Annotated in this window: 23 protein-coding genes; 10 read left to right on the top strand and 13 right to left on the bottom strand. The window is 31.0% G+C overall.

Translation table 11 applies throughout. The annotated features are described in order from the left end of the window. Positions 1 to 2 precede the first annotated feature (2 nt). The 5 genes from JMO20_RS05895 to JMO20_RS05870 form a co-directional block, all read right to left on the bottom strand. Positions 3 to 1,139 carry an ABC transporter permease gene (locus JMO20_RS05895; RefSeq protein WP_202708599.1) on the bottom strand — a complete coding sequence of 379 codons (1,137 nt, stop codon included), beginning with the start codon at positions 1,137 to 1,139 and terminating at the stop codon, positions 3 to 5. A 4-nt stretch (positions 1,140 to 1,143) separates the two neighbouring features. Next, positions 1,144 to 3,090, bottom strand: coding sequence for an ATP-binding cassette domain-containing protein (locus JMO20_RS05890; protein WP_202708598.1), 1,947 nt, complete (start codon positions 3,088 to 3,090; stop codon positions 1,144 to 1,146). Positions 3,091 to 3,134: 44 nt separating this feature from the next. Next, the gene (locus JMO20_RS05885; protein WP_202708597.1) at positions 3,135 to 4,283 is read right to left on the bottom strand and encodes an HlyD family secretion protein; all 1,149 of its coding nucleotides are present in this window, start codon (positions 4,281 to 4,283) and stop codon (positions 3,135 to 3,137) included. A gap of 938 nt (positions 4,284 to 5,221) precedes the next feature. Continuing rightward, the gene (locus tag JMO20_RS05875; RefSeq protein WP_202708595.1) at positions 5,222 to 5,917 is read right to left on the bottom strand and encodes a TIGR01906 family membrane protein; all 696 of its coding nucleotides are present in this window, start codon (positions 5,915 to 5,917) and stop codon (positions 5,222 to 5,224) included. Between the two features lie 81 nt (positions 5,918 to 5,998). Beyond that, positions 5,999 to 6,211 (bottom strand): hypothetical protein, encoded by a 213-nt coding sequence (locus JMO20_RS05870; RefSeq protein ID WP_202708594.1) that lies wholly within the window; start codon positions 6,209 to 6,211, stop codon positions 5,999 to 6,001. A gap of 268 nt (positions 6,212 to 6,479) precedes the next feature. On the opposite strand from JMO20_RS05870, the gene JMO20_RS05865 reads away from it, so the two are divergent. Continuing rightward, complete coding sequence (locus tag JMO20_RS05865; RefSeq protein WP_202708593.1) at positions 6,480 to 7,763, top strand: peptidoglycan-binding domain-containing protein; 1,284 nt, start codon at positions 6,480 to 6,482, stop codon at positions 7,761 to 7,763. 243 nt (positions 7,764 to 8,006) lie between these two features. On the opposite strand, the gene JMO20_RS05860 is transcribed toward JMO20_RS05865, so the two are convergent. After that, complete coding sequence (locus JMO20_RS05860; RefSeq protein ID WP_202708592.1) at positions 8,007 to 8,351, bottom strand: four-helix bundle copper-binding protein; 345 nt, start codon at positions 8,349 to 8,351, stop codon at positions 8,007 to 8,009. A gap of 168 nt (positions 8,352 to 8,519) precedes the next feature. Between JMO20_RS05860 and JMO20_RS05855 the strand changes: the two genes are divergently transcribed. Both JMO20_RS05855 and JMO20_RS05850 read left to right on the top strand, forming a co-directional pair. Continuing rightward, positions 8,520 to 9,419 (top strand): YIEGIA domain-containing protein, encoded by a 900-nt coding sequence (locus JMO20_RS05855; protein WP_202708591.1) that lies wholly within the window; start codon positions 8,520 to 8,522, stop codon positions 9,417 to 9,419. 12 nt (positions 9,420 to 9,431) lie between these two features. Continuing rightward, the gene (locus JMO20_RS05850) at positions 9,432 to 9,626 is read left to right on the top strand and encodes a capping complex subunit for YIEGIA (RefSeq protein ID WP_202708590.1); all 195 of its coding nucleotides are present in this window, start codon (positions 9,432 to 9,434) and stop codon (positions 9,624 to 9,626) included. Positions 9,627 to 9,696: 70 nt separating this feature from the next. Here the strand turns inward: JMO20_RS05850 and JMO20_RS05845 are convergent, their stop codons facing one another. From JMO20_RS05845 to JMO20_RS05835, 3 genes are all read right to left on the bottom strand, one after another. Beyond that, positions 9,697 to 10,086 carry a DUF302 domain-containing protein gene (locus JMO20_RS05845; RefSeq protein WP_202708589.1) on the bottom strand — a complete coding sequence of 130 codons (390 nt, stop codon included), beginning with the start codon at positions 10,084 to 10,086 and terminating at the stop codon, positions 9,697 to 9,699. A 180-nt stretch (positions 10,087 to 10,266) separates the two neighbouring features. Then, the gene (locus JMO20_RS05840) at positions 10,267 to 10,848 is read right to left on the bottom strand and encodes a ThiF family adenylyltransferase (RefSeq protein ID WP_341533993.1); all 582 of its coding nucleotides are present in this window, start codon (positions 10,846 to 10,848) and stop codon (positions 10,267 to 10,269) included. A gap of 35 nt (positions 10,849 to 10,883) precedes the next feature. Continuing rightward, positions 10,884 to 11,276 carry a ThiF family adenylyltransferase gene (locus JMO20_RS05835; RefSeq protein WP_202708587.1) on the bottom strand — a complete coding sequence of 131 codons (393 nt, stop codon included), beginning with the start codon at positions 11,274 to 11,276 and terminating at the stop codon, positions 10,884 to 10,886. Between the two features lie 960 nt (positions 11,277 to 12,236). Between JMO20_RS05835 and rsxC the strand changes: the two genes are divergently transcribed. The 7 genes from rsxC to JMO20_RS19980 are packed head-to-tail and all read left to right on the top strand — an operon-like array spanning position 12,237 to position 17,253. After that, complete coding sequence (gene rsxC / locus JMO20_RS05830; RefSeq protein ID WP_202708586.1) at positions 12,237 to 13,565, top strand: electron transport complex subunit RsxC; 1,329 nt, start codon at positions 12,237 to 12,239, stop codon at positions 13,563 to 13,565. Between the two features lie 14 nt (positions 13,566 to 13,579). Then, complete coding sequence (locus JMO20_RS05825) at positions 13,580 to 14,500, top strand: RnfABCDGE type electron transport complex subunit D (protein WP_202708585.1); 921 nt, start codon at positions 13,580 to 13,582, stop codon at positions 14,498 to 14,500. Further along, on the top strand, positions 14,500 to 15,039 hold the full coding sequence (locus JMO20_RS05820; RefSeq protein WP_202708584.1) for an RnfABCDGE type electron transport complex subunit G: 540 nt from the start codon (positions 14,500 to 14,502) through the stop codon (positions 15,037 to 15,039). Before JMO20_RS05825 ends, JMO20_RS05820 begins: the two co-directional genes overlap by 1 nt. Further along, a complete protein-coding gene (rsxE, locus tag JMO20_RS05815) occupies positions 15,039 to 15,650 on the top strand; it encodes an electron transport complex subunit RsxE (protein ID WP_202708583.1) in 612 nt (203 codons plus the stop codon). Before JMO20_RS05820 ends, rsxE begins: the two co-directional genes overlap by 1 nt. A gap of 14 nt (positions 15,651 to 15,664) precedes the next feature. Next, complete coding sequence (gene rsxA, locus JMO20_RS05810; protein WP_207753445.1) at positions 15,665 to 16,249, top strand: electron transport complex subunit RsxA; 585 nt, start codon at positions 15,665 to 15,667, stop codon at positions 16,247 to 16,249. Between the two features lie 26 nt (positions 16,250 to 16,275). Next, a complete protein-coding gene (locus JMO20_RS05805) occupies positions 16,276 to 17,088 on the top strand; it encodes an RnfABCDGE type electron transport complex subunit B (protein ID WP_243414640.1) in 813 nt (270 codons plus the stop codon). Then, positions 17,089 to 17,253, top strand: coding sequence for a 4Fe-4S binding protein (locus tag JMO20_RS19980; RefSeq protein WP_341533992.1), 165 nt, complete (start codon positions 17,089 to 17,091; stop codon positions 17,251 to 17,253). It begins immediately after the preceding gene. 181 nt (positions 17,254 to 17,434) lie between these two features. Here the strand turns inward: JMO20_RS19980 and JMO20_RS05800 are convergent, their stop codons facing one another. The 4 genes from JMO20_RS05800 to JMO20_RS05785 are packed head-to-tail and all read right to left on the bottom strand — an operon-like array spanning position 17,435 to position 19,910. Continuing rightward, positions 17,435 to 17,710, bottom strand: a complete 276-nt coding sequence (locus JMO20_RS05800; protein WP_202708582.1) for a FeoA family protein — start codon at positions 17,708 to 17,710, stop codon at positions 17,435 to 17,437. Continuing rightward, positions 17,703 to 17,882 (bottom strand): hypothetical protein, encoded by a 180-nt coding sequence (locus tag JMO20_RS05795; RefSeq protein WP_202708581.1) that lies wholly within the window; start codon positions 17,880 to 17,882, stop codon positions 17,703 to 17,705. The genes JMO20_RS05800 and JMO20_RS05795 overlap by 8 nt, the downstream gene beginning before the upstream one ends. Continuing rightward, on the bottom strand, positions 17,879 to 19,330 hold the full coding sequence (locus JMO20_RS05790; protein WP_202708580.1) for a ferrous iron transporter B: 1,452 nt from the start codon (positions 19,328 to 19,330) through the stop codon (positions 17,879 to 17,881). Before JMO20_RS05790 ends, JMO20_RS05795 begins: the two co-directional genes overlap by 4 nt. Then, positions 19,314 to 19,910, bottom strand: a complete 597-nt coding sequence (locus JMO20_RS05785; protein ID WP_202708579.1) for a FeoB small GTPase domain-containing protein — start codon at positions 19,908 to 19,910, stop codon at positions 19,314 to 19,316. Before JMO20_RS05785 ends, JMO20_RS05790 begins: the two co-directional genes overlap by 17 nt. Positions 19,911 to 20,051: the final 141 nt, after the last annotated feature.

The raw sequence follows: 20,051 nt of genomic DNA, 5'->3' as shown, positions 1-20,051 counted from the left end.
GCTTAATCAACCTTCTTCTTAAATCGCAAAGAAGCTATGGAAATAATAATAGTTGTATATAATAAAAGAATAATGATATTCCAAAACATTTCTTTTATATTATTTCCTTTAAGTAATATATCTCTTGAAATATCTATAAAAAATCTAGCAGGAAATAGATATGTATATACTTTGAAAAATATAGGCATATTGAATATAGGATATATAAAGCCTGAAAATAATAAAGATGGCATAACTGTAATAACTAGTACTAAGAGCATTGCAGCCATCTGTGACTTCATCATGGTTGATACTAGCACTCCAATACTTACAGTGCAAAATACATATATGGTTCCTAGAATTATAAAAAGTATTAAGCTTCCTTTAAACGGTACTTTAAACCAATATACTCCTACTATAAGAATGATTACCATTTCTACTATTGCAATTAGTGCATAGGGAATTGTTTTTCCTATAATAAATTCAAAGGGTTTCGTAGGAGAAACAAATATCTGCTGAATCGAACCCTTTTCCTTCTCTCTAACAATAGCAAGTGTAGATAAAAGGGGAGGAAATGCCATAAGTATTACCGCAAATAGACCAGGTATAATGAAGTTCTTACTCTTAAGTGATGGATTATACCAAACCCTCTCTTCAAGTTTAACTGCTTGAATGCTATCAAAATCTCTTCCTTGTCTTCTCAGTATTTCTTTCAGTATATCCCCTGAGTATTTTTCATTGATTGCTTCTATATATCCTATTGTTACTTTTGCTGTAGGTGGAAATGTACCATCAATAAATATTCCTACCTCAGTAGGTAATCCTCTAATAATTTGTTTTGAAAAGTTACTAGGAACCACTATTCCATTTCTGATATAACCTTTATCTAACAATTTTTCTATATCCTTATAGCTGCTTACATGATATTTAATATCAAAATATCCTGAACTCTTTATCCTTTCTATATATTTTCTACTTTGAAGGCTTTTGTCATGATCTAATACTGCGGTAGAAATATTCTTCACATCTAAATTAAGTGCATATCCAAATAAAAACAGAAGTATCAGTGGCATTATTATAGCAATGCCTAAGGTGTAAGGATCCCTTTTAATCTCATATATTTCCTTTATGAATATAGAATATGTTCTCGACCCCTTCATCTTTTTACACCATCCTATTTTTTCTATCGTCCTCTTCAATAAGAAGTACAAATAAATCTTCTAGAGATATAGGCACTTCTTCTAATCTATCCACTTGAAATCTATTGTCCTTTAGAATATCTTCAATTTTAATAATCTCTCTATCAATGTCTTCGACTATTACATGTAGCTTGTTTCCAAAGGTGGATACTTGATATTTTTTGCTCCCATTTTGTAATATTTCCATAGCTCTAAATGGGTTATTACATTCTATTTCTAATAATTCCCCTTTAAATTTTTCTTTCTTTAAGTCTGATGGACTGCCTAGTGCAATTAGATTTCCATTATAGATGAAACCAAGATTATGACAATGTTCTGCTTCATCCATATAATGAGTTGTAACAAATACTGTAATTCCTTCACTAGACAAATTATAAATTAGGTCCCAAAAATGTCTTCTGGCAACCGGGTCAACACCTGATGTTGGTTCATCCAAGAATATAATAGAAGGCTCATGGAGGATTGCACAACCAAGTGCTAATCTTTGTTTCCATCCTCCAGATAAGCTCTTAGTTAAAGTATCTTCTTTTCCTACAAGGCCTGCCATATTTAAAACCCAGTTTTTTCTCTTTTTTAGATAATCACCTTCAACGCCATATACTCCTCCGTAAAAGTTAATATTTTCTTCAACAGTCAAATCATTATATAGTGAAAATTTCTGTGACATGTACCCAATCTTTGCTTTCAATTTTCCTACTTCTTTTTTTGCATCATACCCTCCTACCTTTGCATTACCATCGGTAGGCATCAAGAGTCCTGTAAGCATCTTTATTGTAGTAGATTTTCCAGAACCATTAGGACCAAGAAACCCAAATATTTCTCCTGCATTTACAGTCATTGTTAGATTATTTACGGCTGTAAAGTCTCCAAACTTTTTTACTAAGTTATCTGTATGTATAGCTATTTCATTTATTTTCTTAGATTTAATTTGTTTTGGACTGTTTATTTTATTAGTTAGTTCTATTTCGCTTTCTACATATATTCCCTTAGTATTCTTTTGTATTGCTGACACAAAAACGTCCTCTAGGCTTGGTACCCCTTTCCTTAAATCTATTGTCTCAATACCTTCATTGAAGAACTTTTTATTAATTTGATTTGTAGCACTATTCAATTCATCAACATACACATGAATTCTTTCTCCAAATATTTGTGCCTCTAGTACTTCATCAATATTGTTTAATATATTCCAAGCCTTTTTTTGAGGCAAAGCTTTTATATCAAGCATCTCTCCCCTTAAACCTCTTCTTAAATTTGAAGGTGAATCACATCTAATAATATCTCCTCGATGTAATAAAGCAACTCTATCGCAACGTTCTGCTTCATCCATATATGGTGTAGTAACAAAAATTGTTATTCCTTCTTTTCTGAAGTCATTAAGTATTTTCCAAAATTCCCTTCTAGATACAGGGTCCACTCCCAAGGTTGGTTCATCTAAGAATAAGATTTCTGGTGAATACATGAGTGTACAACATAATGCTAATTTCTTCTTCATGCCACCTGATAGTTTTTCAGAAGGTCTATCAACAAATGGAGTTAATCTACTAAAATGCAGAAGTTTTTTCTTTCTGCTTTGCCGCTGTTCAAAGGGAACTTTGTAAAGGTCAGCAAAAAATTCAATATTTTCATCTACTGTTAAGCTTCCATAGAGACTAAATCCTTCAGACATATATCCTATTTTACCTTTGATTTTTTCAGCATCCTTTATAGTATCGAGTTTTAAAATTTTTGCTGTTCCCGATGTAGGATTGAGAATACTGCAAAGCATTTGTATTGTAGTAGTCTTACCTGCACCATCAGGACCTACTAATCCAAATAGTTCACCTTTATTAACATATAAATTCATTTTATTAACTGCTAACACATCTTTATATTGTTTACACAAATTTTCAGTTTCTATAATATAGTCAATCAATTATTTCACCTACTTAATTTCATATTTCTAAAGTGAATATTGAATTACTCAATAATCGCATCTGCTGGCATACCAGGTTTTATAATTCCATCTGTATCCTCTAACTTAATTTTTACTCCATATACAAGTTTAACTCTATCTTCCTTCATATGAACATTCTTAGGTGTAAACTCTGGCTTATCAGATATATAGCTTACTTTGCCTTTGAAAACCTTGTCATTAAACGAATCAATATATACTTTTGCTTCTTGCTCTAACTTTACTCTACCAATTTGCTGTTCTGATATATATACCATCAAGTCAAGATTAGATAAATCTATAACTTCAACAATTGGAGTACCTACATTTACAAGTTCTCCTTCATTAACCATTTTTAATGTTATTCTTCCCTTTGCAGGGGCTAAGATCCTTGTATCTTTAAGTACAGCATTTATTTCTTGAAGACTAGCCTCTGCAAGCTTTCTCTTTGCTATTGCTGTACTATAAAGTGCTTTTGCCTGCTCCATTTGTTTTATAGTAGATTGGTTAGTCTTTTCATATATTTCTGTATTTAATATAGAAGATTTAGCTAAACTTAATGTTGCCACAGCTCCTTCCACTTGTTTCTGTGCTACTTCTAATTTGGATTTTACTGTATCTAATTTTAATTTAACTTTTTCCAACTGACTCTTAGAAACTGCACCATCATTATATAAATTTAAATATTTTTCATAATCATTCTTCGTATCATTGTATGTAAATTGTAATTGCACCAGGTTAGACTTCGCTACCTCTAAGTTTGACTTAGCCTGCTTTATATTATTTTCTACTTCTTTTTGAGATAGATCTACAGCTAATTCTGACTGATCAACAGTAAGGGCCAATGCTTCCATTGATGCCTTTGCAGACTCAACCTGTGTTTTTGCAATCTCTAACTGAGCCTCAGCCTGTATAACCTTAGATTTTATTATCTCAGAGTCTAAGGTTGCAATTAACTGTTCTTTTTCTACAAGTTCACCTTCTTCTATCTCTATTGTTTTTAGTTGCCCATGTAATTGTGAGCTAACAACTATAGAATTTCCTTCAACAATACCACTACCTTCAATACTATCTTCATTCTTATCAGTAGCTATTACATTTGCATAAGTAACCCAGCCAATAATTATAATACTGGCTATTATGAAACCAAATTTCATTATTCTTTTATCTTTCATCATAAAACCTCCTTTGACTATTTATATCTGTTTATTTTCCTCGATAGCATTACAATCTTGTAACCTATACTATTGATTAATATCTATTATTACAAAGATATATATGAGATTTATCAACATTCTGATTAAGTAATGCAAGTTATATGCCAAATTATTACATATTTTATTTATAGACCGTATTTATAATGAAAGTATATTATTTATTACTTAGGAAATAAATAAAGGTACTTTAATATATATATTTCCGTGGCATTTCAAACACCTAATATTTCATTTGCTACATTATTCCATAGAATTACTTTCACTATCATTTCTGGCATAAATGCAAATTGATCTTTATGTAGCTATTAATAACAGTTATAGACCTTTTTGCATTTATTTATATTCTAATACATTTTCATGCTTAGATATCTTTCCCATGAATCATGAACTATAGCTAAAACTCTGTTATCTTGTCCTAAACTATACAATAATACAATAGAGTATGTTCCATCCATTAAACAATCTTTAAGAGTATTAAATACCATCATCGGTGATGGAAACATGAAGTCAGGCCAAATACCTATATTTTATACGATCTCCAATAGTATTATTGTTAGTATAGATAATATCATCCTTTTCAAACTGGTATTCATTACCCAACTCCTCCCTCGCTACTTTCTCAATTTCTACTTTAAAGTTTTGAGCTTTTTTATATACATAAAAAAACAAGCACCTTGTTGAGTGCTCATTAATACATATTAAGTCTCATTTGAATTCTAAAGCATACTAATGATAATAGATAATATTGATAATTGGCTGGTGTTTCATATTTTATTAAATGCATCTTAAAAGTAATAAGTTTTTTCAAAATAAGAGTTAGTTCATAGTAAAAACAATGAACTAACTCCTTGATATACATATATATATATATGAAATTAATAATTTCTATTATATATTCAATTATGTCTTAGAGACTTGCTAAAGTATATGGATATTATAATTAGAAATATCAGTATCAAGCTAAATAAAATTAAAATTTTTATTGATATATCTGTGAAAAATCCTAAGGGTACTAATTGAATTAATATATCTGTCTTAGGGTTTAAGAGCCATAAATCATTAGTAAAGAATATCTTATGAAAGTACGTGAAATATTTGTAGAAATCAGTCTTTATTAAAATAAATAGTGTTAGCATTAGTATAAGTGGAATACCACTTGCCCAATATATAACTTGAAATATGTCTTTTCTTTTATTATTAGAGAATATAATAATTCCTAGTATTGAAACTATACTCATAATAATGCTCGTATTTTTAAGTATATACCCCTTAATAAATAACTCTTTAACATCTACCATATGGAGTTTTTCTCTTTCTCCAAATACTTCTTCCATACTACCATTAATTAAAACCCTAATGTTCAGATCTTCTTCATTTTGCTTTAAATAATCTAGTAATCTATTCGTAATTTCTCCCAAATCCTCGTTACTAATTCCTGTAGACTCAGAAACCTCATACTTGGAGTATTCTTTTAAATAGAAGTCCTTATTAAATGCATAATATTGTACCACAGTAAGTAATATAGCAATAGGAAGAAAAATAACCAAAATGGCTTTCAATATATTCATTAGTATCTTTTTAGATCTTTTCATGTATTAATACCTCTATTCTTATCTGGTAGTCTATTTGATGTTTAAATGAAAAATCTTTTCTATAGTTATTACAATTATTAACTAAATATTTTCATCTATGTTATTTCCTGTTTTTTTATTTATTGATAGTTCCATAGTTTTTCTATTACAGGAGTAATCATGTTTGCTCTCTTTCATCTTATTCATCATACCTTCATGCCGTCCGTTATGTGCATGCTTTCCATATTGTCCTTTTGTAGATATATTATTTTTCGAAGATTTGAAACTTTGAATATAAATCCCAACATTATTCATTATTATAATACCTCCTTCTTTTATAATATTTTGTATATATAATAACATTAGCAATATCTATACCAACCATTTTCATATCATTTTCAGTATATTATTTTAATTTAAATAGGATATTAAGATAATACTTGTGCCATATAATACAAGTTCTGTATCAAATAATTCAACCATAATATGAAACACTTCAATATATCATCATTTATACTTGGCATATAATTTGCTTAAATATATCTTGGTATATTGCATGTATATTTTATTTTGGGAGGTATTTATGAAGAAGAAGAAAATCATCACAAGTATAATAAGTGTAGCACTGCTATTCCCATCAACTACATTAATAAATGCTCATGCTGTAAGTCAAACATCTAATTATGAAACATTAAAGTTAGGTATGAGAGGACAAGCAGTAAAAGAATTACAGCTAAAATTATCTGACCTTGGTTATTTCAACTATACTGCAACAGGTTATTTTGGTAATATTACTAGAAATGCAGTATTATCTGCACAAACTGCACTCGGTTTAAAACCTGATGGTATTGTTGGACCAAAAACATCTCAAACTCTTTTAAGCAAAACTATCAACACTCCTGTATCAAGAGGATTTACTAGTACTCCCTTAATTAATGAGTTGTCATGGTTTAATGAAATAAAAGATATTATCCCTAGAGGTACTGAATTTAAGATAATAGATATAGCTACGGGTAAGTCATTCAACGTCAAAAGGACATATGGTACAAATCATTCTGATACTGAGACATTAGCTAAAGAAGATACTATAATTATGAAGAAGATATTTGGTAATAAATGGTCTTGGAATAGAAGAGCTATAATTGTTGAAGTAGGCAATTTAAAACTTCCTGCCTCGATGGCTGGTATGCCCCATGGTTCTGACTTTATAAAGGATAACAACATGAATGGACACTTTGATGTGCATTTTCTTAAAAGCAAAACTCATGGAACTAATCGGGTAGACCCTGAACATCAAATTGCAATTAGGAAAGCTCAGCAATTTATTAATGATAAACCAAAGTCTATAAATAATAAAGAGTTAGTTAACGAAAGTAAATTGCTAAAGGATAATGTTACTACTAGAGATATTGCAAATCCTTCAGATAATGTAATCAATACATATTTGTTAACAGAAGATCTATATAAATCCGAAGATATTTATATAGAGCAAAATATTAAATATATGAAAAGTGATGATAAGAATGATGTAATTATAGACGTTGTTTTTGCTAATCCCTTTGAAAAAACAGATTTAACTAAAGATAACTACGTATTTAATATATATATGACAACCCATAGTTATGATATAGATGAAACTGATTTAGATGAAAAAATCTATATAAAGATTAATAATACTCTTATAGACAATTCTAGTATTAAGTGGGTTCCAGATGCACCTCCAGTAGGACATCATATATCTGGAAAAATAATAGTTCCAATCCTTACAGATACAGTTAATCTATCAAATATAAATATCAATATGACTAATGTAGCTGGTGCTGTTAAAAGAAGTTTTGAGTGGAAAGAAAATGATTTTAAATTATAACCGATAACTACAATATTATATATTTAAATTAACCTTTTATTAATTGAATAGATTCTTACCGGTTAAAATGTATCTTTTTATTGAAACACTATATGTGTTTTAAAAATAATAGCAACTCCTATTCAATAGGGGTTGCTATTATTTTACTAAAAAGCCTGTTTACTAGTTTATTTGTAAACTTTGATTAAATATTTAAAACTACTCAATCTTTAAGTACATAACTCATCGTTTAGAGATATTTAGTTATATCATCTTTCTACACTCAGCTGCACATTGACGGCAAATTTCTGCACATTTTGTACAGTGACTAGTTTGCATTTCATCACAAATCTTAGCACATATCTCGCATATCTCAGCACATTCTTTACATACATGTTTTGCATGGTCACTATTTCTAGACATAAACTTCATTGCTAAATCACAAATATCAATACAGTCTCTCAGAATCTTAATACAAGTAACCATTTTGTTAACATCTTCTTCATTCAAGCAAAGTGTTAAACACTCTTCGCAAGCCTGAAGACATTTTTTACATTCATCGATACAAGCTTGCATATTCTCATTTCCTACATTTCCTACCAAACCCATTAAAATGCACCTCCATAATTATTGATCTATTTTCTCATTTATTATTATCATTATTACAATATTTTATATATCTAGATTGCTTAATTTTTTATTTAATTTGATTCACAAATTGTATATTACTTTGAGTCTAGTAAAAAATAACTATAAATACTAACTAGGAGAATGTTTATGGATAAAGGTCATCTTTTAGAATCACATGTTTTGCTTTTTATTTTTACAGGCATACTTGTTGGGTTTATTAGTAGGTGGTGGATGCTCAGAGGTGATGTAAGACAATACCCTACATTCCCTAATGGATATCTGATTCATCTAACTACAGGGTTTATTGCAGCTGCTATGGGTTCCGTAGCCTATCCAGCTTTACTTGGAAAAAACTATGTTGCTGTGACCTTTCTTGCATTAGCAATACAACAGTTTCGAGATATTAGAAAAATGGAGAAAGATACTCTCCATTCTCTTGAAAGGGATAGTTATTCACCTAGAGGAGAATCTTATATTGATGGTATCGCTAAAACCTTTGAAGCAAGAAATTATATTGTTATGATTTCGTCTTTGAGTGTTACTTCTTCTGCCTTCATTATTAGGTCCTTTACAAAGAAGAATCTAATTATAATTCCTTTTGCCGTTATTTTAGGCTTTATTGTTACTGTACTCCTCAAAAACTACACTAAGGGCTATACATTAAGGGATATAATAACTATAATCGAGGCCCCACTAGAGTTTAGAGATGGTAACAATCTATATGTTGGTGATATTTACGTAATGAATATTGGTTTATCTGCAACTAAGGAAAGGATTTTAAAGAACGGTATTGGTGTAATAATGAAGCCAGTTGGAGAAAATGAAATGGTAATTTTAAACCATAGTGGTCAAAGAAAAGCTATCGCTCATGAATGCTCAAGATTACTGGGTCTTGAAAGATATGTGGAAACTCGCCGAAACTTTGATAATGGAGATTTAGCTTTGGTTATCGTTCCTATTGTTAAGGATATTAGTAGGATTAAAGAGATCATATACAATGTTCCATTACTTGAAATTAATAAGAAATCTAATAACAAGAATAGTTAAAGGAGATTTTAAATGAAAGAGAGTCCAACCAGAAGCATATTAGCCATTGTAACATTAGATGAAAAACTAGTGGTTCATTCAAGTGCCCCTACCTTTCTTGCTCTTGATAAAAAAGCACAAGAAAAAATTGCATCTGAGCTCGGTAGAACATTATCAGGTAATGTTTATGGTTTAGTAAATGGTGTTATAATAATTACTCAAGAATAAGCATTATTAAAGACTCTAGGTAGTATATACTACTAGAGTCTTTATACATATAAATAAATTTATTGTAAATCTAATTTGCTGCCATATTTATAGCAGTTTTAAGTTCATTCTCTACTTCAGTAGCTACACTTGTTAATTCCTGATCACCTAACATGTTTATTAGTTGTGTAGGTTTTACCATACCAATTTTCACTGTATTTCCTTTGTCATATATAACTATCTTACAGGGTAGAAAATAACCCACTTCTATATGTCTATCAAGTACTTCTTTAGCTTGCCTTGGATTGCACACCTCAAATATTTTAAAGTTGTGGTCAAAATCAAATCCTTTTTCTTTTAGTTTATCTTTGAAATTCAATTCCCATAGCACTCCAAAGCTATTGTTGCTTAGACTAGTCTTTAAGCTTTCTACAGCTTCTTCAAATGATTTATTTGTATCAACCTCATATTTTATTTCCATAGTATATCTCCTCTCATTATTTTACTTATTTATAAATTACCCAAATTTAATCAATTTATTTATATTAAGAAATTTGATTATCCTATAACTATCAAACAAGAAAGATCTAGCTTTTAGGCTAGACCTTTTTATTAAAATTAAGTAATTTAATAAACTTCAGTTTTTGTACTTATATCTAGATTAATATCCAATATATTGTGCATATAATGATTTAGCTTTATTCAGCTCTGTAACATTCTTTATTATAGCTCTCCCATCATAGAATAATGTAAATATAATATCATCAATTTCAAATCTTATAAAGAAACTATTAACCTGTGGATTAACTCCTATACTCTTAAGCTTGTTCATTATATGCTCTACTGAAACTTCTTTATTTAGAGGATTAATCTGTATACTATTCTTACCACAAAGATGAACTGCATCTTCATCTTTTCTATTTAAAAATTCATAGTTTTTATCTGAGCAAGCCTTACATTTACTTTTTTTACTTGGATTTACTACCTCAAAATTGTTATCCCATATATCTATATATAGTAATCCCTCGATTAAATTTTTAGTCTTCTGGGTTAGTATTTTCAATGCTTCAGTTGACTGATATGATGCAATTATATTTGTTATACCATTTAATACTCCTATGGTATCACAGGTATCTATGGTTCCTGAAGAAGGGGGTTCAGGCATAAAGCATCTAAAACATGGAGTTTTACCTGGTATTATAGGACTTAACACTCCTGTACTTCCTATTACTCCACCATATATCTAAGGTATGTCTAGCTTTATAGATATATCATTAATCAAATATCTAATATAAAATTATCTGTTGCATCTAGTATTAAATCCATATCTTTACAGAGTTTTTCTATATTTTTAGAGTTTACATCTATTACTTCGCTTTCAATTATAATTTCTGAGTTTATAAGCTCAAGTTTCTTCTTAGCAGCAATTGATTTCGGTAGGTGATCAGCTATATCTTTTTCATCAAATAATGTTTGCCTCTGAAGATTTGAAATCTCTATATAGTCTCTATCTACTATTTTTATGTAACCAACTCCCGCTCGTACCAGTGAATTACATATTACTGTTCCAAGAGCTCCACATCCTATTACTATAACCTTAGATGCTTTTAATCTTTCCTGCCCTTCTTCACCTATCTCAGCAAAAAGAATTTGTTTTTCATATCTATTCATAATATACCTCCACATAATTCTACATATAAATAGAGCTAGTGAATTAATTCACTAGCTTATTATCATAATATCGAAGGGGGATCTCCAACATTATGTTACTTAAATATATAAGCAATATCTATGCCACAATCTACTTTAATAGTAATTTTTATACACTACTGCTTATCCAACACCTCTATCCTTTGGGATATTACATTTTTAAAAAACTATATTTTAAAAAGTGTAGCATATACTACTCCTGTTGTGTTGTTAGCTACATATTTATTTTTCCTTGCTATAGGTTATCTTTTAATTAAATTAAATACTTATATATTTAGTCCTTATTAATAAGATATAATCAATATCTATGTTAGTAATTAATTTTTATTTATTTAATTAGTTCATCAACTTCTTTACAGATTTCAAAGAACTTCACATATCCTCCATTATTTTTTATCATCTCATCTAATTTATCAATTAATTGTTGTTTCTGTTCTTGACTCATCTTATAAGCCTCCTTATAAAAAATTCTAAAAATCTATACTAATTATACATAGCAATACTCATGCCAAATTGTAATCTATATTGAAATATAATATCTTTCAAACATAATAAGTATAAGAATACGAAAATTTAAATATTTAAAATTCTGATTACATATTTACTTAGAGTTTTATTATCTCTTTCTAGATGAATATATTCCAAATATTAATCTTATTAACCTATCAAAAGTATATAATTAATTCTCTTCTTTTAAGCGGAAAGTTTCAGATGCAAGTCTGCAGATGTTTACAATGCCACATTACATGAGCCTTTTGCTACACTTATCTAATTCATTTTTTAGAGAAATAGCATATTATAACAGTTTTTATTTTGGTATGAAATATGCGTATATATATTATTAGCTACTTATTATATTTTTCTCATATGTTGTATGCAGTATACAATATGCTAATTCATTAAAAATAAAGGAGTGAAAAAATGAAAGATAAAACCTTCAGTTTTAAAGGTGGGATTCACCCACCCTATTCAAAAGAGTTGACTGAATCTATAAGCTTGACGCAAGCACTTCCACCAAAAATAGTGTATATTCCACTACAACAGCATATAGGAGCTCCATGCGACCCCATTGTTAAGTCTGGGGACAAGGTGAAAATCGGCCAAAAAATTGGAGATTCACAAGCTTTTGTATCAGTCCCTATACATTCAAGTGTATCTGGCACAGTAAAAAATATAATAGATTTTCCTACACCAACTGGTTCAAAAGTCAAAACAATAGTTATTGAATCTGATGATAGTTATGAAATATGTGACACAGTAAAACCAATGGGTGATATTAATAATCTAACTAGTAAAGAAATCATTGAAATAATAAGAGAAGCAGGTATTACTGGTATGGGAGGTGCCACCTTCCCGACTCATGTAAAGCTTTCTCCTCCACCAGAGAAAAAAATTGATACTGTAATATTAAATGGTGCAGAATGTGAGCCTTATCTAACTTCTGACCACAGATTGATGGTGGAGCATCCACAAAAAGTAGTTTTTGGACTTAAGGCAATTATGAAAGCAGTAAATGTAAATAAAGGAATTATTGGTATCGAAGATAATAAACCAGATGCTATCAAAAATATAAAAAAAATAATAGCAAATGAACCATCAATTCAGGATGCAGTTTTAAAGACAAAGTATCCACAGGGTGGTGAAAAGAGATTAATTGATGCAATTACAGGTAGGAAGGTCCCACCTGGAGCATTACCTATGGATGTAGGAATTGTCGTTAATAATGTAGGTACTGCTTCTGCAATTGCTGATTCCATACAAAAAGGTATGCCATTGATTGAACGCATAGTTACTGTAACAGGAAATGGAATAGTTCAACCTAGTAACATGATTGTAAAAATCGGAACACCATTTAAAGAAGTTATTGAGCAATGTGGAGGCTATTCAGGTGTACCAGGAAAGGTTATTAGTGGTGGTCCAATGATGGGATTTGCACAATATACTACCGAAGTGCCAGTTATAAAGGGGACTTCAGGTATCTTGGTAATAAATCAATTTGATGCTTATTCTGAAATTGAACAGCCATGTATCAAATGTGCTAGATGTGTAGATGTATGTCCTGTAGGATTATTACCAATAAAAATAGCAAATTATTCACAAAAATCAAAATGGGATGAGGCGGAAGAATATAATGCCCTCTATTGTATAGAATGTGGGTCATGTTCTTTTATATGTCCTGCAAAGAGACCTTTAGTACAAAGAATAAGATTGGTCAAGGGTGAAATTTTAGCAAAGAAACGAAGTAAATAAAGGAGGTTTAATAAATGCTAGATAAAGAATTAGTTGTTAGTAGCTCTCCACATATTAGAGATAATGACAATATAACAAAGATTATGATAACAGTAGTTATAGCACTTCTGCCAGCAACGATAGCTGGAATATACTATTTTGGATTTAAGTCTCTAATAATATTATTAACCACTATTACTTCATCTTTAATAACGGAAGTAATATTTCAAAAGGTAAGAAATAGAACTATTTCACTTAAAGATGGGAGTGGTTTAGTGACTGGCCTTTTACTTGGACTCACCTTACCCCCAACTCTTCCAATTTGGATTGCAATAGTTGGCGGCGTAGTTTCTATTGGATTAGGAAAAATGGTTTTTGGAGGTCTAGGTCAAAATATTTTTAACCCTGCCTTAGTAGGCAGAGCCTTTCTTCTAATAACCTTTCCAGTAAAAATGACAGAATGGATTAATCCAGTTGATGGATTAAGTGGTGCTACTCCACTTAATTTACTAAAAATGGAAGGTATTAAAACTAACTATTTTGATTTGCTAATAGGTAATGTAGGAGGTTCTATTGGTGAGACATCAGTAATTCTCCTTTTACTAGGTGGACTATATTTATTATATAAAAAATGTATTGACTGGAGAATCCCTGCAAGCTACCTAGGAACAATATTTCTTATGACATTGTTAATAGGACAAGATCCTATATTTCATCTTCTGTCTGGAGGTTTGATGCTAGGGGCTTTCTTTATGGCAACAGATATGGTTACTACTCCAATTACAAAAAAGGGAAGATGGGTATTTGGTATTGGTGCAGGTATAATTCTAGTAGTTATTAGAGTATACGGTGGATATCCTGAAGGCGTTCTTTATTCCATATTATTTATGAACGGATTAACACCTCTCATTAACAGATATACAAGGAGCAAAATATTTGGGGAGGTGTCAAAGTAATGAATAACACATCAAGAATGGTAGTAGTTCTTTTACTAGTCGGTGCAATATCAGGTCTTGTATTAGCTTTAACCTTTAAATGGACTGAACCTATGATAAATGAAATTGCTCAGTCTAATCAGAAAAAAGCTATATTAGAAGTACTTCCTAAAGCAAAATCATATAAAACTATGGAAAATAATAACCAACTCTTCATTGGATATGATGATAATGGTAATGAAGTAGGCCTAGCATTTATTGCTGAAGGTGGAGGCTTTCAAGGTGATATAAGAATGATGGTTGGAATGGACACTACAGAAGAAAAATTAACTGGAATGACAGTACTTAGTCATCTTGAAACTCCAGGACTTGGTGCGAGAATTGAAGAAGATTGGTTCAAAGATCAATTTAACGAAAAATCAATTGAGGATGATTTTATAGCAAAACAGGATGTAGAGGCAATAACTGGTGCTACAATTTCATCAAATGCTGTTTCAAATATTTTAAAGAACTCTATTCCTAAAGCACTAGATGCTTATAGAACAAGAGGTGGTAAGTAATGAGGATGTGGAAAGAATTTATAAAAGGATTATGGAAGGAAAATGCAGTATTTCGTCAATTAATGGGAATGTGTCCTACCTTAGCTGTTACTAATGCTGCTATTAATGGTCTAGCAATGGGTTTGGCTACATTATTCGTTTTGGTATGCTCAAGTGTAATAATAGCTATTGTAAAGAACTATATACCTGATAAAGTCAGAATTCCTTCATTTATCGTAGTTATAGCTACGTTCGTTACTATAGCAGATTTATTCATGGCAGCCTTTTTCCCTGATATACAAAAAGTTCTAGGGCTGTTTATCCCTCTTATAGTTGTTAACTGCTTGATACTTGGACGTGCAGAAGCCTTTGCCTCAAATAATCCTGTAAAATACGCCTTAATGGACGCTCTAGGTATGGGAGTTGGCTTTACTTGGGCTTTGACTTTATTAGGAATTATTAGAGAAGTGTTAGGAATGGGTTCAATATTTGGTATAGAAGTTATGGGAGTAAACTTCACTCCTTGGATAATATTCATTTTACCACCAGGAGCCTTTATAACATTAGGAATATTATTAGGGATTTTCAACGCATTTAGTAAGAAAAAAACTAGCGAAGCAAGCTGTCATTAAAGGAAGGTGAGAGAATGATAGAATTAATATTACTTTTTGTTGGAACCGCTCTAGTTAATAACTTTGTACTTGTTAGGTTTTTGGGAATATGTCCATTTTTAGGTGTATCTAAAAAGGTAGAAGTTTCCGCTGGTATGGGGGCTGCTACCACCTTTGTCATGACACTTTCTGCAATTGCTGCATGGTTTATTCAAAACTATCTATTAGACCCCTTTGGATTGTCACGATTTCTACAGTATGTATCTTTCATATTAGTAATTTCATCCTTAGTTCAATTGGTTGAAATAGTTCTAAAAAAAGTCAGTCCATCACTTTATGATGCATTAGGGATATTCTTGCCACTTATTACAACTAATTGTGCTATTTTGGGATTAGCTTTATATATACCAATTAAAGATTATAATTTAATTGAAAGTTCTATATTTGGACTTGGAGCAGGTGTAGGTTTTACTCTTTCTCTTGTCATAATGGCAGGTATTAGAGAAGAATTAGAATTTGCAGATGTCCCTGAGCCCCTTGAAGGAGCAGGTATTACTTTATTAATCGCAGGTGTTCTTTCAATGGTGTTTCTAGGGTTTTCTGGATTAATAGCAATGTAGTTAAGTAATTAGGAGGTGATTAATTAATGAATGTCGTAATAATTTCTGTAGTAAGTATGGGAACCATGGGGGCTTTATTTGCCATAGGTTTGGCATATGCTTCAAAGAAATTTGCAGTTGAAGTAGACCCAAGAATAGAAGAAATTAGCAGTGTACTACCAGGTGCGAATTGTGGAGCGTGTGGATATCCAGGTTGTGATAATTTTGCTTCAGCTGTTGCCAAAGGTGATGCTCCTAGTAATGGATGTCCTGTAGGTGGAGCTGAAGTAGCTGAAAAGGTAGCTGATATTATGGGCATAGATACAGATACAGATGATGAAATAAAGATTGCTAGGGTTATATGTCAAGGCAAAACCTGTCATACTAGTGTCAAGTATCAATATGATGGTATAAAGGATTGTAGAGCAGCAGCTAAGTTAGGCTCTGGAAACAAGAGCTGTGATTATGGTTGTCTTGGATTTGGTACATGTGTAGATATTTGTAGTTTTGATGCAATAGAAATTATTGATGGAATTGCTAAAATCAATCCAGATAAATGTACTGCTTGTGGAAAATGTATAGATGTTTGTCCAAAGTCTGTTATTGATTTGGTTCCCTACAGTCAAAGAGTTATTGTAGACTGTAATAGTAAAGACTTTGGCAAGAAAGTGAAATCAAGCTGTGTAGTTGGTTGTATTGGATGTAAATTGTGTGAGAGGTCATGCCCCTTTGATGCAATCCATGTTGAAGATAATATTGCTACTATAGACTATGAAAAATGTACTAATTGTGGTATATGTGCTGACAAATGTCCTACTAATTCTATATGGGAAGATAAATCTAAAAAGAAAAAAGCATAAATAATTAGTGACAAATGTATAGGTTGTACTATATGTGCTAAAAACTGTCCTACAAATGCAATTGAAGGAGAATTAAAACAAGCTCATGAAGTCATTGAAGAAAAATGTATTGGTTGTGGTGTTTGTGAGAAAAAATGTCCGAAGGATGCTGTTGAAATGATATAAATATAGTCTATGGTAAAATTACTAAGTTTGTTTTAATTTATGCAGGGTAGTTCTCTATTTAGAACTACCCTGTTTTATCTTTAACTTACCTACTTCTTAAATTTGATTAAACTTTAATAATTATCATATTAAATCATTAATATAATAAAGTAGTAAACTATAACTTTTATTATTTTGTGAGTTAATAGTCTACTTCATTTTTTATTTGTAAACTAGTATTTACTAAAATAACAGAAGCAATTTCCTTATCCACAGCAATCTGAGTATAGCCAACCTGGAATACATAGGAAGGATATGTTTGTATTACCCTTAAATTCATCCCAGGTAATATGCCCATTGACATTAACTTCCTCAAAATATTTTTGTTATTAGTATTTAGTTGAGCAATAATTCCTTCTTCATTCTTTTTCATATTAATAGCAGATATAGTCATGTCTTTTTTAATTGATTTATTCATTCTTATGCCTCCACTTTTTAATCAGCTTAATTATCTTTGGCTCTTTAGGAATCTCAAAACCACAATTAGGGCACTTATATTTATTGCATGTACCACTAAGTGGACATCCTGAACAACCTATTTTACTTTCATCTGCTTGAAATTCATAGCCACAAAAGCTACATTTTATCATGATAACACCCCAAAGGTGACTAATATTAAGTTAAGTACATAGCCTGCTGCAAAGGCAAATGGGAAAATAAAGGCAGCCATAGCAATTCCAGTTTTCTTCCCTCTCTCCTTCATCATCATAGTGAACTGTGCAACACAGGGAACAAATAAAGTCAGTGTAGCCGCTGCTACAACTAGCTGTCTTGGAGATAGTGCTCCTGATGCTTGTAAATCATAAAGTCCCGCAGCTCCAAAGTCTCTTCTAAAGAATCCAAATATAAATGATTCTGCTGCTTCATTAGGAAGCCCAATCCAGTTCATAACAGGTCCCATAGCATCTATAATTATGTCAAAAAGTCCAGTAAGATTACCGAACCATATTAGTACACTTGCTAAAACAAATAAGGGCATTACTTCTGCTAAATACCACTGCATCCTAGTGTATGTTTTAGATAATATATTCGACAGCTTAGGTAATCTTAGAGGTGGTACCTCCATATAAAAGCTGGGCTGGTCTCCTGGCAGAATCTTTGATGTCAAATATCCAATAAACAAAAATACAAAAGCTACAAAAGCAACCCAAATCATCATAGCTTTTGGCGAACCAGATAAAAGAGCTAAAATTACACCAAGCTGTGCAGAGCATGGAATTGCTAAAGCAAGCAATAGTGTTGAAATTACCCTCTCTCTCTTAGTCTCTAAGGTTCTACTGACCATAGTAGCCATGGTATCACATCCAAATCCTAGCGTCATTGGTATTACAGCTCGTCCACTTAAGCCAATCTTCTTAAATATTCTATCCACAAGCATAGCAAGTCTTGGTAGATAACCACTATCTTCAATTATAGAAAATATGAGGAAGAAGCTTCCTACTATTGGTAAAATAATAGCTATTGCATACCTTATACCTAAAGTGATTATCCCATATTCATTTGCTAGTAGGTCCTTTAGCCATTGCCAAGGAATATAGCTGTTTACAAGCCCATTTATCCAGGGATTAATAAAGTTCTCAAAAACATTCGCTTCTAAAAAATCCACAATAGTTCCAGCTCCAAATACCCCTACGAATTGATATAATCCGAAATACAAAACTAATATTAGAATAGGTATTCCAGTGATAGGATTCATAGTAAGTCTACTTAGAACATCAGAAATATTTCTATTTTTCTCTTCTTCTTTATTTACTACTTTTTCAGTTAATTCTTGTACCAGTTCTTGACGTGACAAAGAAATTATGTAATTTAAAGGCTTATCATAGTTCTCTTTTGTTTTTTGGATAATTAACCTAATTTTTATAAAATTACTTTTTTCAGTGTCCTGTACTTTTTCAAGTACATCTTCATCCTCTTGTAGCAATAAAAGAGCAACTGCTCTTTTGGATAAGACATAATTTCCCTTTAGGTAACTAATAATCTTACCTATCGAATCTTCTATTATATCATCATAGCTAATGTTAAGCGACTTTGACATACTTATCTACCCTTTCCTTTAATGTGTTTATTCCTTTATTTAATGCAGCTATAGTAGAGATAACAGGTATTTGTAATTCTAACTCTAATCTTTTTATATCAATTCTCAAACCCATTCTCTCGGCTTCATCCATAATATTTAAGACTAGAATAACAGGCATCTCGGCCTCAACCAATTGAATAGTAAGAGGAAGCATTCTTTGTATGTTTTTAGCATCAATAACATGGATTATAGCCTCAGGCTTCTCTTTAAATAATAATTCCCTAGTTACCTTCTCTTCTTCAGTTATACACATAAGAGAATACATTCCTGGAGTATCTATAATCTCATATTCCTGCTGCCCTATTTTTCCTTTTCCTCTTGAAACATCTACAGTAGTTCCAGGATAATTAGATACAGTAACATAGGCACCTGTCAATGAATTAAATAAAACACTTTTACCTACATTTGGACTTCCAACTAGTGCAATTTTTTTAAGTCCATAGGTATTTTGCTTTACGCCTCCATGACAATCTCCAGTTCCCAGTAAGACTGCAACAAGTTTTTTATACCACTGCGTTTTGTTTTCACAACATTCCATAATACAGCCTCCTTATTTACAATAATAATCATTATCATATACATGTTAAGAATATTATCATTAATTCTTCTATCTACATAAATTATAATGCAAGTTATATGCCAGCTATTTCACTCTTTTATTCCTAAAAATAACAATTTT

Source organism: Sporosalibacterium faouarense, from assembly GCF_016765695.1.
Lineage (GTDB): Bacteria > Bacillota > Clostridia > Tissierellales > VENL01 > Sporosalibacterium > Sporosalibacterium faouarense.
This window is presented reverse-complemented; position numbering and strand designations above follow the sequence as displayed.

Bases quoted from the DNA above. Each gene is read 5' to 3' on its own strand.
- JMO20_RS05870 (WP_202708594.1), bottom strand. From the start codon at position 6,211: ATGAATAATGTTGGGATTTATATTCAAAGTTTCAAATCTTCGAAAAAT.
- JMO20_RS05835 (WP_202708587.1), bottom strand. From the start codon at position 11,276: ATGAATAGATATGAAAAACAAATTCTTTTTGCTGAGATAGGTGAAGAA.
- JMO20_RS05790 (WP_202708580.1), bottom strand. From the start codon at position 19,330: ATGTCAAAGTCGCTTAACATTAGCTATGATGATATAATAGAAGATTCG.
- JMO20_RS05795 (WP_202708581.1), bottom strand. From the start codon at position 17,882: ATGATAAAATGTAGCTTTTGTGGCTATGAATTTCAAGCAGATGAAAGT.
- JMO20_RS05855 (WP_202708591.1), top strand. From the start codon at position 8,520: ATGGATAAAGGTCATCTTTTAGAATCACATGTTTTGCTTTTTATTTTT.
- JMO20_RS05865 (WP_202708593.1), top strand. From the start codon at position 6,480: ATGAAGAAGAAGAAAATCATCACAAGTATAATAAGTGTAGCACTGCTA.
- JMO20_RS05805 (WP_243414640.1), top strand. From the start codon at position 16,276: ATGAATGTCGTAATAATTTCTGTAGTAAGTATGGGAACCATGGGGGCT.
- JMO20_RS05875 (WP_202708595.1), bottom strand. From the start codon at position 5,917: ATGAAAAGATCTAAAAAGATACTAATGAATATATTGAAAGCCATTTTG.
- JMO20_RS05850 (WP_202708590.1), top strand. From the start codon at position 9,432: ATGAAAGAGAGTCCAACCAGAAGCATATTAGCCATTGTAACATTAGAT.
- JMO20_RS05785 (WP_202708579.1), bottom strand. From the start codon at position 19,910: ATGGAATGTTGTGAAAACAAAACGCAGTGGTATAAAAAACTTGTTGCA.
- JMO20_RS05800 (WP_202708582.1), bottom strand. From the start codon at position 17,710: ATGAATAAATCAATTAAAAAAGACATGACTATATCTGCTATTAATATG.
- JMO20_RS05820 (WP_202708584.1), top strand. From the start codon at position 14,500: ATGAATAACACATCAAGAATGGTAGTAGTTCTTTTACTAGTCGGTGCA.
- rsxA (WP_207753445.1), top strand. From the start codon at position 15,665: ATGATAGAATTAATATTACTTTTTGTTGGAACCGCTCTAGTTAATAAC.
- JMO20_RS05885 (WP_202708597.1), bottom strand. From the start codon at position 4,283: ATGAAAGATAAAAGAATAATGAAATTTGGTTTCATAATAGCCAGTATT.
- JMO20_RS05895 (WP_202708599.1), bottom strand. From the start codon at position 1,139: ATGAAGGGGTCGAGAACATATTCTATATTCATAAAGGAAATATATGAG.
- JMO20_RS05845 (WP_202708589.1), bottom strand. From the start codon at position 10,086: ATGGAAATAAAATATGAGGTTGATACAAATAAATCATTTGAAGAAGCT.
- JMO20_RS05825 (WP_202708585.1), top strand. From the start codon at position 13,580: ATGCTAGATAAAGAATTAGTTGTTAGTAGCTCTCCACATATTAGAGAT.
- rsxE (WP_202708583.1), top strand. From the start codon at position 15,039: ATGAGGATGTGGAAAGAATTTATAAAAGGATTATGGAAGGAAAATGCA.
- rsxC (WP_202708586.1), top strand. From the start codon at position 12,237: ATGAAAGATAAAACCTTCAGTTTTAAAGGTGGGATTCACCCACCCTAT.
- JMO20_RS05860 (WP_202708592.1), bottom strand. From the start codon at position 8,351: ATGGGTTTGGTAGGAAATGTAGGAAATGAGAATATGCAAGCTTGTATC.